Origin of the sequence: Alicyclobacillus fructus (assembly GCF_017329605.1) — a bacterium.
Classification (GTDB): Bacteria; Bacillota; Bacilli; order Alicyclobacillales; family Alicyclobacillaceae; genus Alicyclobacillus; species Alicyclobacillus fructus.
Genome location: NZ_JAFMTY010000012.1, coordinates 52,567 through 65,850, shown reverse-complemented (window position 1 = coordinate 65,850; position 13,284 = coordinate 52,567). Strand labels below are relative to the sequence as shown.

The window sequence follows — 13,284 nt, the reverse complement described above, 5'->3', positions numbered from 1 at the left end:
CTCCCGCATCCATCGAAAGATTCAGGAGGGCGATAACATGACCACCACACCGTCGACCAAGGAGATCTTCGACCTGATCAACCAGGCGCTTGCCGCCGATCCGTCCCGGACGGGCGGGATCGAGGCCGTGTACCAGTTCAACATCACCGGCGACGATCCCGGAACCTACCAGCTCATCCTCAAGCCCGACAAGGCGTACGCCGTTGAGGGCGAGCAGGAGGTCGCCAATTGCACGCTGGAGATGGACTCGAACGACTTCAAGGACATGCTGCAGGGCAATCTCAACGGCACCGCGGCGTTCATGAGCGGCAAGCTCCGCGTGGAGGGCGATCTCGGCCTCGCCATGCAGCTCGAGACCGTTCTTAGCGCTTATACCGCCACCTGACGGCGTGACCCCGCCGCCGTCGGGCGGCGGGGCTCCCGGTCCGCGCCGCGTGCGTCGGCCGCGACGCAAGATCCGCGGCGGTCGGCGCGCGCCCCTGGAGAAAATTCAGGAAAGGCGAGATGGCATATGAATCTCGTTCAATTATTAGAGGACAACATGCAGCGGTTCGGCGTGTACGAGTCGCTCGTCTACGAAGGGCGCGTGTACACCAACGCCGAGCTCGCGGCCTTCTCGTCGCAGATGGCGCATCACATGCGAGCTCGCGGCGTTTCCCCGGGCGACACGGTCATGGTCACCATGCCGAATCGGCCCGAGGTGGTCATGGCATTCTACGCCATCGCCCAATGCGGCGCCATCTCGGTCCCCGCCATGCCGCTTTTGCAGGCGCCGGAGGTGCGCTACATCGTCGAGGACGCGGCGCCGAAGCTCGTGGTCACGTGTGAAGTGCTGAAGCCGAAGATCCAGCAGGCCATCAAGGATCTGCCCAATCCGCCCATCGTCTGGTCGGTGGACGACGCGGGACTCGAGTCGTTCGAGGCGGTGCTCTCGCACTATCCGACCAAGCGGCCAGACATCTCCGTGGAAGATGATCAGCCTGCGGTTATTCTCTACACGAGCGGCACCACCGGCCGTCCCAAGGGCGTCATCCTGACCCATCAAAACCTGTGTGCCAACGCCAAAGCGGCGGCCGATCTCGCCGCCAACTACGCGCTCAAGAGCGACAAACGCGTCGGCCTCGGAATCCTTCCGCTCTCGCACGCGTTCGGTTTCACCATGATGAATACGGCGCTTTGCTTGGGCGAACTGGACGTCCTGCTTCCCTATTTCGATCCCGTCCTCGTGTTCCAGGCCATTGAACGGTACCGGGTGACCCATTTCACCGCCGTGCCCGCCATGTTCCACGCGCTGTTGCATCACCCGGACGCCGACAAGTACGACCTGTCGTCGCTGTCCATCTGCATCTCGGGATCGGCCGCGTTGCCGGAGTCGCTGCGCAAGGCGTTTCAAGAGAAGTTCCACTGCGTGGTCTTCGAAGGCTACGGGTTATCGGAAGCCGCGCCCGTCGTGACCGCCCCGAGATTTGACCGGCCGCCGAAGCCTGGCTCGGTCGGACTGCCGCTCCCGGGCGTCGAGGTGTGCGTGATGGACGATCACGGCCATCCGCTGCCACCCGGAGAAGTGGGCGAGCTGGCGGTTCGGGGCCCCAACGTCACGCCGGGCTATCACAACCTTCCAGACGAGACGGAGAAAGTGTTCCGCAACGGTTGGTTGCTCACGGGGGATATGGCTCGAATCGACGAGGAGGGGTACGTGTACATCGTGGATCGAAAGAAGGACGTGATCATCCGCGGCGGATTCAACATCTACCCGCGCGACCTCGAGGAACTGCTCAGTCAGCATCCCGCCGTGGCGGAGGTGGCGGTCGTCGGCGCGCCGTCCGAGCGGATGGGCGAAGAGGTGGTGGCGTACGTGGTCCGCAAGAAGGGCGCCGAGGTCACGGAGGAGGAGTTGATCGCGTACTGCCAGGAAAACCTGGCGAAGTACAAGACGCCGCGGGTGATTCAGTTTGTGCCTTATCTTCCGAAGAATTTGATAGGAAAGGTCGACAAGAAGAAGCTGCGTGAAATGGCGAAGTCGATTCAGTTCGCATGAGACCTAGGAGGGAAGGACATGATTTCATTCCTGCCGAGCGAGGAGGAACAGGCGTTTGTCGAGGTGGCGAGCGAGTTCGCGCGCACCCAACTGCGCGAGGCGGCCCGGGAAGCGGAGAAATCGCGCATGCCGTCGGACGGCATCGTCGCCAAGGCCCATGAACTCGGGCTCATCTCGCTCGAGTTGCCGGAATCGTTGGCCGGTTCCGAGCTGCCTTTGGTCTCGCAGGTGCAAATCCTCGAGGCGTTGTCCTATGGCGATCTCGGCATCGTGCAGGGATTGCCCGGGCTTTGCGACAGTTCGTCGCTCATCCGCGTGTTGCCGGATCCGGGCCGGCTCGAATTGGCGGACGGCGCCGCGCAGCGGGTCCCGTGGTTGAAGTTGGAGGCGGGCGAGATCGCGGTGGTGGAGGAAAAGGGCGGCTTTCGCCTTCAGGGTGTCACGCATCCGCGCCGATCCGTCCTGGGGGCGGATCAGCTGTTGGTCAGCTTCTTCGCGCCGGGCGGAGAAGCCGTGCTGGCTTGGCTCAACCGCACGGAGACCGAGTGGCGGGACGAGGCGGGCGACGTGCGTCTCGGCCTGTTGGCGGCGCATGTCGGCCGGGCCATCTTCGACGCCACCCTGGTCCGGCAGGAGGACATCCTCGCTCGCGGCGCGGAAGCCGAGGCCCTCGTTCGCGAGGCTGAAACCCGCGTGGCCGTGCTCGAGGCGGCGAAGTGCGTGGGCGTGATGCGCGCCTCGCTCGAATACACGATTGAATACACGAGTCAGCGCAAGGCGTTTGGACAGGAGATTCCGAAGTTTCAGGGCGTTTCATTCACCGTCGCCGACATGGCCATCGAAACGGAAGCGGCGCGCAACCTGGTCTGGCAGGCGGCTCACGCCGTGGATGCGCGCGGCGCCGAATCGGTTCGGGAAGCGGCGCGCGCCCTCGCCTACGCGCTCCGCAGCGCGCGGTTCGTCACGAATCAGGGCGTGCAGATGCTCGGTGGCGCCGGCTATCTGCAGGAGTACCCGGTCGAAAAGTGGATGCGGGACGCCCAGGCGCAGTGCGTGCTGTACGGCCGTGAGACGGCGTGGTTCGAGCGGGCGGGCGGCCGAGCCCTGGGCGTGGCGGAGAAGGAAGGTGTGCTCGTGTGATTGACTTCGAGTTGAACCCGCAGCAAAAGCAGGTTCGCGACATGGTGCACTGGTTTGCGGAACACGAAATGCGGCCCATCTCTCTCCTCGCGGATCGAGAAGAGCGCGTGCCGGACGATTGGTTGGCCAAGGTCAACCGCATGGGCATTTCGCTCAGCATGTCGAACTTCGGCGGAGATGGCGGGAAGAAAAAAGAGGGCGAGGCTCGCAAGGAGCCGCGCGAACGCCAGACCAACCGCTTGGGGGTCATCGCCGCCGAGGAGTTGGCCTGGGGCGATCCGGCCATCGCCTTGTCCCTGCCCGGGCCGGGGCTGGGCGGGCCGCCTGTGATGTCGACCGGCACGCCGGAGCAGAAGGAGCGGTTCCTCGGCATCTTCACGAAGGACGAACCGCGCTGGGGCGCGTACGCGCTGACCGAGCCGGGGGCCGGATCGGACGTGTCGGGCATCCGCACGTCGGCCAAGAAGGTCGACGGCGGGTACGTCCTCAACGGCCACAAGGTGTACATCACCAACGGCGGCCGCGCGTCATGGGTCGTGGCGTTTGCCACGGTCGATCCGTCACTCGGGCGGGCCGGGCACCGCGCGTTCGTGGTGGAGAAGGGAACGCCTGGATTCACATGCACGCGCGTCGCGCACAAGATGGGCCTGCGCGCGTCCGAGACGGCGGAACTCGTCTTCGAGGACTGCTTCGTGCCGATCGACAACCTGCTCGGCGGCGAGGCGCACTACGAGAATCGCGCCGGATCGTCCGGATTCCGCGTGGCCATGTCCACGTTCGACAGCACTCGCCCGATTGTCGCCGCCATGGCGGTGGGCATCGCTCGCGCGGCCTACGAGTACACGCTCGACTTTGTCAAAAAGGAGTATCCGCGCGGTCAGCGCGTCCGAAGCGACGTGCTCGCGAAATTGGGCGAAATGGATGCGAAAATTCACGCCGCGCGGCTTCTCACGTGGGAGGCCGCCTGGAAGGCGGATCTCGGCCAACCGAACGCCAAGGAAGCGGCGATGTGCAAGGCGCACGCGGGGCGCATTTCGCTTGAGGTGTGCTCGGATTGCCTCGAGATCATGGGGCCGATTGGGCTCGATGGGCATCTGGTGGAGAAATTGTACCGCGACGTCAAGGTCTTCGACATTTTCGAAGGCACCAACCAAATCCAGCACCTGATTGTCGCCCGGCGGCTGTACGAGCCGCACGGCCTGCGCCTGTGAGGGGGTGATGGCATGGCTTATTCAACGCTGCGCGTCGATCGCCTCGACCGAGGCGTCGTCTGGGTGGACATCGACAATCCGCCGGCCAACGCCATCTCGGACGCGCTGGTCGACGATCTCGACGCGCTTCTCTTGGAACTCGAGGGAGACAAGTCGGCGCGCGTCATCGTCCTCGCCTCCGCGCATCCCAAAAACTTTGTCGCGGGGGCGGACCTCAAGATGATGACGCAGAATGCGTCGAAGTACGCCGGGCAAGGCGGCGCCATTCGCGACGCCGCGAGCCGCATGCAGCGCGTGTTCGATCGCGTCGCCAAGTTTCCGCGCCCCGTCATCGCGGCGATTCACGGCCACGCGCTCGGCGGAGGCTGCGAACTGGCGCTCGCCTGCGACTTCCGCATCATGAGCGGCGGGACCATCGGCCTCACCGAGGTGTCGCTCGGCCTGATTCCCGGCGCGGGCGGCACGCAGCGCATGACCGCCCTCCTTGGCCGCGCCAAGGCGACGGAACTCATCTTCTTTGCCAAGCGGTTGACCAAGGAGGAGGCGGAGACCATCGGCCTTGTCACCAAAGCCGTCGAGCCGGATCGGCTGCGGGAGGAAGTCCTCGCGTTCGCCGAAAGCCTGAGCGAGCGCGCGGTGTTCGCCATGGGCCTCGCCAAGCAGGCCATCGACGCGGCCATTCCGCTGGAGGGCGGCTTGCGCGTCGAAGCGGAGAATTTCGAACGCACGTTCAGCACCGGCGAACCGCTTGAAGGGATCGCGGCGTTCCTGCAGAAGCGGCCGGCGAAATTCCTGAAGGATACGGCGGCCAAAGCATGAGACACCGGGGGGATGGAAGATGTCGTCTTGGGATCAACTGTTGAAAGGCAAAGTGGCGGTGGTGACGGGCGCATCGCGCGGATTGGGGCGCGCTGACGCGCTCGCCCTGGCCGAGGCAGGCGCCGACGTCGTCATCACCGACATCCTGATTGAGAGCGACGAGTCGAGCGGCCAGACCGCGAAGCAGTACGGGCCCTTGGCCCAGGTCATGCAGAGCACGAAGGTGGTTTACGCGGAAAAGACGGCCGAGGAGATTCGCCAGATGGGCAGGCGATCGTTCGCCATCAAGATGGACGTGACGGATCGGGATCAGGTGCGCGACGTCTTCGCCCGCGTGAAGGAGGAGTTCGGCCGGATCGACATCCTCGTAAACAATGCGGGCACGCTCGATCACGTCTCCCAAATTGAGAATCAGCGCGACGACCTGTGGGAGCGGGATCTGCGCGTGAATCTCACGGGCACGTACAACTGCACGAAGGCCGTGTGGCCCTACATGAAGGAGCAGGGATGGGGCCGGATCATCAACATGTCGTCTATCGTGGGTATTCAGGGCGGCTTTGGTCAGGCGAGCTACGCGTCGACCAAGGGCGGTATCCTGAGTTTCACCAAGAGCATGGCCCTCGAGGGCGCGCGCTACGGCATCACGGTGAACGCCATCGTGCCGGGCATCATCAACACCGAGGCCTTCAAGATGGGCAACAAGCAGATGAACGAGCGGATGATCCAGCGCACGGCCTTCCGCAAGCCGGGCGATCCGGAGGACGTCGCCAACGCCATCGTGTTCCTGTGCTCTGACAAGGCGAAGTACATCACGGGGATCGGTCTGCCGGTCTGCGGCGGGATCGACCTGTTCACGTTCTGACCGGATGACCCGATGGGTCAATGGAAAGGGGGACCTTTTGTGCAGCGCGAGGTGGTGATTGTCGACGCCATTCGCACGCCGATAGGGCGCAAGAACGGGAGCCTGTCGTCGGTGCATCCGGTGGATCTGCTGGCGCCGCTGTTGAAGGCGCTGGTGGATCGCAATCAGCTCGATCCGATGGAGCTGGAGGACGTGGTGACCGGTTGTGTCACCATGACGGGGGAACAGGGCGGCAACATCGGTCGCATGGCGGTGCTCGCGGCCGGTCTGCCTGTGGAGGTGCCGTCGTTTTCGCTGAACCGGATGTGCGGATCGAGCCAGCAGGCGATTCACAACGCGGCGCAGGCCATCCTGGCCGGGGATATGGATGTCGTCATCGCGTGTGGCGTGGAGAGCATGAGCCGCGTTCCGATGGGCACGGACCTCGGCAAGTTTTCCACCGCTCTGACCAAACGCTTTCAGATTGTGCCGCAGGGATTCTCCGCGGAGATGATCGCGGACAGGTGGAACATCAGCCGGGAGGAAATGGACGCCTTTTCGCTTGAGAGCCACCAGAAGGCAGCCCAAGCGGAAGACGCGGGGTTGTTCGATCGCGAACGGATCCCGGTGGAGAACGTCGGCCCGGAGAAGGCGACGGTGACGCGCGACGAGGGCATCCGGCGCGACACGTCGCTCGACAAGCTGGCGGGTCTGAAGCCCTCGTTCCGTCCGGACGGGCGCGTCACCGCCGGGAACTCGAGCCAGATCTCGGACGGCGCCTCCGCGGTGCTGCTCATGTCCGGGGAGAAGGCGGCGAAGCTCGGCCTGCGGCCGAGGGCGCGCATCGTGTCGCGTGTGGTGGTGGGTGTCGATCCCGTCATCATGCTCACGGGCGTGATCCCGGCGACGCGCAAGGCGCTCGACAAAGCGGGGCTGAAACTCGAAGACATCGACGTGATCGAAATCAACGAAGCCTTCGCCTCGGTGGTGCTGGCGTGGAAGCGCGAGATCCAGCCCGATATGGCCAAGGTGAATCCGCGCGGGGGCGCCATCGCGCTGGGCCATCCGCTCGGGGCAAGCGGCGCGCGGATCATGACGACGCTGCTTCACGAATTGGAGGATACCGGCGGGCGCTATGGGTTGCAGGTGATGTGCATCGGTTTTGGCATGGCGACAGGGACCATCGTTGAGCGGCTGTGAGGTTGACAGCCGCTCCCCGTGTCTTTGGGGCGAGAAAACCTACGACCTTGGGATGTTTCAGATGCGAACATGGCGCTAGCCTAGGAGCACATTCCATGAGAGAGAAAGAAGACGATCGCGGGAGGAAGGGATGCATGATGCACAAGGGCTGGACTGTGGCACTGGGAACGGCGATCGGCGCGATGGCGTTCACGGTCGGGGGCGGGACCGCGTTTGCATCGACGGCGTCGAGCGCCTCGCAGGGTAGTCTGTTGGGGCTGAACCTGGACCTGGGTGGATCGAAGGGGGTGGATGTGAATCTGAACCTGTTGCCGGCGGGCGGAGGATCCGGAGCGCCGGGATCGGGCGGCCTCGTGAGCTTGGGCGTGAGCGTGGGTTCGGGCAGCGAAGGCAACGGGGCGAACTCGTCCGGGCAACAGGCGGGCGCTTCGTCTGCTGGCAGTTCCACATCTGAAGACGGGGCGGGGGCGGCGTATTCTTTGGGCGCGGCAAGCGCGTCGTCGAACACCGGCGGGACGGGCGGCGGGACGGCGGCATCGGCGAAGTCGGGCGCGGTTTCGCTCGATTTGAGTCTCTTGGCGTCCGGCGGATCCGCGACGACCTCGGGGCCTGTGGGCGTTTCGGTGAACGCGCTGTCATCTGGTGGATCGGCATCCGCGTCTGGGCCGCTGGGCGTTGCGGTCAACGCCCTGTCGTCGGGGGGAAGCGCTTCAGGACAAGGTGCGCTGGCTCTCGGGCTCAACGCGCTGTCGTCCGGGGGAGCCGCGGGCGGAAGTGGCGCGGTGGGCGTGGGCGCGAATGTGGGCTCGTCGGGCGGAAGCGCCGCCGGGAATGGGGCGGCGGGTGTGGGTGTCAATGTCGGTTCGTCGGGCGGGCAAGTGGCGGCGTCGGGGTCGCTTGCCGGGATCGCCGTGAATGCGTTGGGTAGCACGGGCAGCACGGGCAGCACGGGCAGCACGGGCAGCACGGGCACCACGGGCACCACGGGCACCACGGGCACCACGGGCACCACGGGCACCACGGGCACCACGGGCAGCACGGGCACCACGGGCACCACGGGCACCACGGGCACCACGGGCACCACGGGCACCACGGGCACCACGGGCACCACGGGCAGCACGGGCACCACGGGCAGCACGGGCACCACGGGCACCACGGGCAGCACGGGCAGCACGGGCAGCACGGGCAGCACGGGCAGCACGGGCAGCACGGGTAGCACAGGTAGCACGGGAAGCACGGGAAGCACGGGAAGCACGGGAAGCACGGGAAGCACGGGAAGCACGGGAAGCACGGGAAGCACGGGAAGCACGGGCACCACGGGCACCACGCCTCCCCACATCGTCGTGTCCACGAGCACGGGGCGCGGCGATCAAGGGTTGCTTCCACAGACGTCGACTCGACAACCGCTGTGGATTGCAACAGGTCTGTTGATGATGGCCCTGGGCCTTGTTGCCTATTATCCGGTGCGGCGGTTGACGCGCCGCTGGCTGGTGTGAACGGTGCAGGCGATACAGCGCAGGCGGCTCGCGCACGTCGCGCGGGCCGTTCCCCTACTCATGGCTCTCGCCGGTGCTGCGCTTGCCGGCGATGTGGGGTGGGCTTATCTGTGGGAGACCGCCTGGGTCAACGACCGCCCGTTGCCCGAGTATCATCCGCGGAATCCGATAGGCGAGGCGCACGCGACACCCTGGTGGGCGCCCGCCCCGAAAAATGGCCAGAAAATTGGCGAGCTCGTGTTCCCGCAACAAGGCGTCGAGGTGCCCGTGGTTCAGGGCGACACATGGGCCGATCTCGCCCTCGGCGCCGGGCACGATCCGCAATCGGCCCTTCCCGGTCAGCATAACAACGTGTATGTGGCAGGGCACCGGGATACCGTGTTCCGCGTGCTCCGCCGACTGCACCCGGGCGATCTCGTCATGTTTCTCACGCCGTACGGGCGATTCACCTATCGGGTCAAAAACGCGCAGATCGTCTTGCCAACAGCCGTGTACGAGGCAGCCCCGACGGGCTACGAGACGCTCACGTTGCAAACCTGTTGGCCCTTCGACTACTTTGGCTTTGCGCCCATGCGGTACATTGTGCACACCGCCTTCGTAGACGGTCCCCACCCGCTTTCGGGAGGCTCGTAGCCATCCCCCTCATAGAGGGGAGGGGCCGCGGAATTCCCCTCGATCTCGGGATATAGCCAGCGTTTTTCGGATTGTATACTCCAAGAAAGCGAAGCGTACGAGCACGCGCTCGCGGACGTCCCGCAGGGGCGCGCTCGTGTCCGGATCGCCGCGAGGACGGCGAGGGGGTGGGTAAGATGGCGGTCGCGCTCAGTCAGGAACAGGTGAATGAGCTTGCTCGGGCTCGGCGGATGATCGAGCGAGAGCGGAAGAAAATCACGCCGCGCAGGCGACAGCACGAAGTGGTGAAAGCGCTTGTAAAACACGGTGTTCTCCATGTTCTGAGGGATCGCAGCGGGGACGAGGAGACGAGGCATCGGCTCATCGGCCAGCGCCTCCGCGCCGCCTTTGAAGAGCTCGGGCCGACCTTTATCAAGTTGGGCCAGGTCATCATGACGCGGCAGGAGCTTTTGCCGGAAGCGGTGACGGCGGAGCTGGCGGCCCTGCTCGACAGCGTTCCGCCGCTTCCCTTTCATTACATGATGGCCGTGCTGGAAGACGAAATTCCCAATTGGGCCGATGTGTTTCGCTGGATCGATCCGAACCCCTTGGGATCGGCGTCGCTCGCCCAGGTTTACCGCGCTCAACTCGCGGATGGCCGGATGGCGGCGGTGAAGATTGTGCGGCCGCTCGTGGATCGGCTTTTTCAAGTCGATATCGGCAATGTGCGCAAGCTCGTGCGAAGATTGCAGCGGCTTCTTCCTCCCCAGCTCGAGGTTTCGCTCGATCTGCATGGCATCATCGAGGATTATTACAGCAGTACGATGAATGAGCTGGATTTGAGGCGAGAGGCCGAGATCATGGACGAACAGCGGGCCATGGTCGAGGAGTTTGAAACGCTCTACATTCCCGAGGTCTATCACGTCACGCAGCGGGTTCTGGTGATGGAGTTCATCGATGGCTGGAACCTGAAGGACTTTCCGGTCGACTTCTTCACCTTCGAGGAACGACTGGAGCGCATGACGGACCTCGCTCACTACTACGTGAAAGCGTTTGTCGAAGGCAACTATCATGCGGATCCGCACGCCTCCAACCTGATGGTGGATCGGCGCACGAAGCGGATCGCCATTCTGGACTGGGGACTCGTGGGCCGGATGGATGCCGCCCACACCGAGGCCATCTTTCGCATGCTCATGCATGTTCGCGTCAATCAGCAGGAGGACGCCATCGAGGCGCTCTTGGACATCTACGAACCGACGCGCTACACGGATCTCGTGAGCTTGCGCGATCAACTGCGCTCGCTCCTCATCCACTATACGAACAGCACCCAGGCGAGCTACTACAACTGGGGCAATCTCCTGCTCAGCACCATCGTGATCGCGGCGAAAAACTATTGCCGCATCCCGAACGGGCTTGCGCTGTGGACCAAGGGCTTCTCGGCGGCGGAAGGAACGGCTCGCTGGCTGTGCCCGGAGATCTCGTACCATCAGCTCGTCGAGATCGCCGACGTGCAAATCTTGCGGCGCTGGATGATGCGCAGGTTCAATTACCACACCAATGCGAGTTTCGTCGCCGAACTCGCCAAACTGACCGCGACGCTGCCGCGTCGAGTCAATAAAATTCTCGAACATTTTGAGTGGAACGACTTTCGCGTCAACCTCGACGCTCAGTTGTCACATCAGGCGGTCCGGACCCTGCATCGCGTCGTGAACAAACTTTTGCTGGCCCTCATGTCGGGGACGTTCTTCTTGGGCGGCGCGCTTCTGTTGGCCTTCGCCGACACGCACGCGGACGCTCACGGAGGCATCGTGCCGCTTGGATGGGTGGGCATCGGCGTCAGCGGCGCGCTGGGCCTGTCGGCGCTGTGGAGCACCTTGCGCTCGAAGAAGCGGATCTGAATCGCCACGGCATGGGAGGGGTGGGCATGGCAGTGCAATTTCAATCGCGGGATCCCGGACAGCTGGCAGCCTCGGGGGGCCGTCCTCCGCTTTCTCGCCACGACGAAGAACAACTGACGATGCAAAAGCGGATTGAGGCGTTTTACAAACAGAGCGGCGGGCCGAACAACCCGGAGATCCCGAAGATCCTGGAGCGTCATCTGCTGTATGGCAAAGATCACGGGCCGCGCGGAAAGCGCGAGACGCTCGAGGACGCGCTGCGCGACATGGTGGCGCAGGACTATTCGAATCAAATCATCTTCAAGTGGCTGATGCAGGCCCGCATGGCGCGCAATCGGCAAAACCAGGCCGATCACGCCGAACTGGCCCGCATTCGCCGCGAGATCGAAAACCTGCAGAAACAAGTCGCTGAGCTTCGCGAGATGGTGCAATCGCTTGCAGCGAGTATCGAAGGGCCAGAGGAGGGGGAACGGGCATGGTGACCACGACCGAGGTCAAGCTGCCGGAATACGGCATGTTCATCGACGGGGCGTATACCTTCGCTGAAAGCGGTGCGTTTTTCGAGGTCATCAACCCGGCCACGGGCCAGCCGTGCGCCCGTGTGGCCAAGTCGGACGCGCGCGACGTGGATCGCGCCGTGAAATCCGCTCGCCGGGCGTTCGAAAGCGGCGAGTGGTCGCGGGCGAAGCCGCACGAGCGGGCCGAAGTGCTCATCCGGTTTGCGGACCTCATCGTGCAACACGCGCAGGAGATCGCCTTCTTAGAAATCTTGACCTCAGGCGCCACGGTCCGGCGCGTATCCAACGCCGACATCATGCTGATTGTCGACCTGCTGCAACAAACGGCCAAGTTCGCGCAGGCGTATGAGTACTCGCGCACCTTGCCCGTCCGACCGTTCCCCCAGCCGAGCCACAACCAGGTGTGGCGGGAGCCGGTAGGCGTGTGCGCTGGGATCACGGCGTGGAACTATCCGCTCATCCTCGCCATGTGGAAGCTCGCACCCGCGCTCGCCATGGGCAACTCCATCGTTCTGAAACCGGCGTCGAATACGCCGCTTTCCACGCTGAAGCTCGCTGAACTTGCGATGCAGGCCGGTCTGCCCAAAGGCGTGTTCAACGTCGTCACCGGGCCGGGCGGCTCCGTGGGCGAAGCGCTCGTCACACATCCGGAGGTCGACAAGGTGGCGTTCACCGGATCCACCGAGGTGGGCAAGCGGATCATGCAGCTCGCCGCGGAGGGCATCAAGCGCGTCACGCTCGAACTCGGCGGCAAGTCGCCGGCCATTGTTCTGCCCGATGCCGATCTCGACCTGGCCATTCCCGGCATTCTTTTCGGCGTATTTCTGCACAGCGGGCAGGTGTGCGAGTGTGGGACGCGCGTGATCGTCCACCAAGATATCTACGACGAGGTGGTCGAGCGGTTGGCGGCGGAGGCATCCAAGATCAAGCTTGGCAATCCGCTCGACGACAAGGTGGGCATGGGGCCCATCATTTCCGAATCGCAGCTGAAGACGATTCTCGGTTACATCGAATCCGGCAAGGCCGAAGGTGCAAGGCTTGTGTGCGGCGGAGAGCGCGCCACGGGCCCGGGACTGGACGGCGGGTACTTCGTGCAGCCGACCATCTTCGCCGACGTCGACAACCGCATGAAGATCGCGCAGGAGGAGATTTTCGGCCCTGTGCTCGCGGTGATGAAGGCGCAGGACGTGGACGAGGCAATCCGGCTGGCCAACGACACCGTGTACGGGCTTGCGGGCGGTGTCTGGACGCGCGATCTCAATCAGGCCTATCGCGTGGCCCGCGAGATTCGCGCGGGAACCATCTGGATCAACGACTGGCACATGTTCCGCAGCGATGCGCCGTTCGGCGGCTACAAGATGAGCGGTTTCGGGCGGGAAATTGGCCCCTACGCCCTCGACGAGTACACGCAGCTTAAGCATGTCCACGCTTCTCTCGTGCATGAGCCGGAAAACCGACATTGGTTCTCCATCGTCCTTTCACACCGCGGCTGACGCGTTCAACTTTCCATA

12 protein-coding genes are annotated in these 13,284 nt (G+C 64.2%); all 12 read left to right on the top strand.

Annotated features, from left to right (window positions below):
• Window positions 1-37 precede the first annotated feature (37 nt).
• The 12 genes from J3481_RS07920 (at window position 38) to J3481_RS07865 (ending at window position 13,266) form a co-directional block, all read left to right on the top strand.
• Window positions 38-385 carry an SCP2 sterol-binding domain-containing protein gene (locus J3481_RS07920; protein WP_206831511.1) on the top strand — a complete coding sequence of 116 codons (348 nt, stop codon included), beginning with the start codon at window positions 38-40 and terminating at the stop codon, window positions 383-385.
• Between the two features lie 126 nt (window positions 386-511).
• A complete protein-coding gene (locus J3481_RS07915) occupies window positions 512-2,038 on the top strand; it encodes a long-chain-fatty-acid--CoA ligase (protein ID WP_206831510.1) in 1,527 nt (508 codons plus the stop codon).
• 18 nt (window positions 2,039-2,056) lie between these two features.
• Window positions 2,057-3,178 (top strand): acyl-CoA dehydrogenase family protein, encoded by a 1,122-nt coding sequence (locus tag J3481_RS07910; RefSeq protein WP_206831509.1) that lies wholly within the window; start codon window positions 2,057-2,059, stop codon window positions 3,176-3,178.
• Entirely contained in the window at window positions 3,175-4,389 is a 1,215-nt protein-coding gene (locus J3481_RS07905) for an acyl-CoA dehydrogenase family protein (RefSeq protein WP_206831508.1), read from the top strand. Before J3481_RS07910 ends, J3481_RS07905 begins: the two co-directional genes overlap by 4 nt.
• 12 nt (window positions 4,390-4,401) lie before the next feature.
• Window positions 4,402-5,208, top strand: coding sequence for an enoyl-CoA hydratase/isomerase family protein (locus J3481_RS07900; RefSeq protein ID WP_206831507.1), 807 nt, complete (start codon window positions 4,402-4,404; stop codon window positions 5,206-5,208).
• A gap of 19 nt (window positions 5,209-5,227) precedes the next feature.
• Complete coding sequence (locus J3481_RS07895) at window positions 5,228-6,070, top strand: SDR family NAD(P)-dependent oxidoreductase (RefSeq protein ID WP_206831506.1); 843 nt, start codon at window positions 5,228-5,230, stop codon at window positions 6,068-6,070.
• Window positions 6,071-6,109: 39 nt separating this feature from the next.
• Window positions 6,110-7,249: a thiolase family protein gene (locus J3481_RS07890; protein ID WP_328702071.1), complete on the top strand. Its 1,140-nt coding sequence runs from the start codon at window positions 6,110-6,112 to the stop codon at window positions 7,247-7,249.
• Window positions 7,250-7,344: 95 nt separating this feature from the next.
• A complete protein-coding gene (locus J3481_RS07885) occupies window positions 7,345-8,745 on the top strand; it encodes a hypothetical protein (protein ID WP_206882449.1) in 1,401 nt (466 codons plus the stop codon).
• 3 nt (window positions 8,746-8,748) lie between these two features.
• Window positions 8,749-9,378 carry a class D sortase gene (locus J3481_RS07880; RefSeq protein ID WP_206831503.1) on the top strand — a complete coding sequence of 210 codons (630 nt, stop codon included), beginning with the start codon at window positions 8,749-8,751 and terminating at the stop codon, window positions 9,376-9,378.
• 176 nt (window positions 9,379-9,554) lie between these two features.
• A complete protein-coding gene (locus J3481_RS07875) occupies window positions 9,555-11,255 on the top strand; it encodes an ABC1 kinase family protein (protein ID WP_206831502.1) in 1,701 nt (566 codons plus the stop codon).
• 26 nt (window positions 11,256-11,281) lie between these two features.
• Window positions 11,282-11,737 (top strand): hypothetical protein, encoded by a 456-nt coding sequence (locus tag J3481_RS07870; protein WP_206831501.1) that lies wholly within the window; start codon window positions 11,282-11,284, stop codon window positions 11,735-11,737.
• The gene (locus J3481_RS07865) at window positions 11,731-13,266 is read left to right on the top strand and encodes an aldehyde dehydrogenase family protein (RefSeq protein WP_236011394.1); all 1,536 of its coding nucleotides are present in this window, start codon (window positions 11,731-11,733) and stop codon (window positions 13,264-13,266) included. The genes J3481_RS07870 and J3481_RS07865 overlap by 7 nt, the downstream gene beginning before the upstream one ends.
• The last annotated feature ends 18 nt before the right edge of the window (window positions 13,267-13,284 follow it).

What these genes read in the sequence shown, in the direction of transcription:
- J3481_RS07915 (WP_206831510.1), top strand. Translation starts at nt 512, where the DNA reads ATGAATCTCGTTCAATTATTAGAGGACAACATGCAGCGGTTCGGCGTG.
- J3481_RS07870 (WP_206831501.1), top strand. Translation starts at nt 11,282, where the DNA reads ATGGCAGTGCAATTTCAATCGCGGGATCCCGGACAGCTGGCAGCCTCG.
- J3481_RS07895 (WP_206831506.1), top strand. Translation starts at nt 5,228, where the DNA reads ATGTCGTCTTGGGATCAACTGTTGAAAGGCAAAGTGGCGGTGGTGACG.
- J3481_RS07885 (WP_206882449.1), top strand. Translation starts at nt 7,345, where the DNA reads ATGAGAGAGAAAGAAGACGATCGCGGGAGGAAGGGATGCATGATGCAC.
- J3481_RS07920 (WP_206831511.1), top strand. Translation starts at nt 38, where the DNA reads ATGACCACCACACCGTCGACCAAGGAGATCTTCGACCTGATCAACCAG.
- J3481_RS07875 (WP_206831502.1), top strand. Translation starts at nt 9,555, where the DNA reads ATGGCGGTCGCGCTCAGTCAGGAACAGGTGAATGAGCTTGCTCGGGCT.
- J3481_RS07910 (WP_206831509.1), top strand. Translation starts at nt 2,057, where the DNA reads ATGATTTCATTCCTGCCGAGCGAGGAGGAACAGGCGTTTGTCGAGGTG.
- J3481_RS07865 (WP_236011394.1), top strand. Translation starts at nt 11,731, where the DNA reads ATGGTGACCACGACCGAGGTCAAGCTGCCGGAATACGGCATGTTCATC.
- J3481_RS07900 (WP_206831507.1), top strand. Translation starts at nt 4,402, where the DNA reads ATGGCTTATTCAACGCTGCGCGTCGATCGCCTCGACCGAGGCGTCGTC.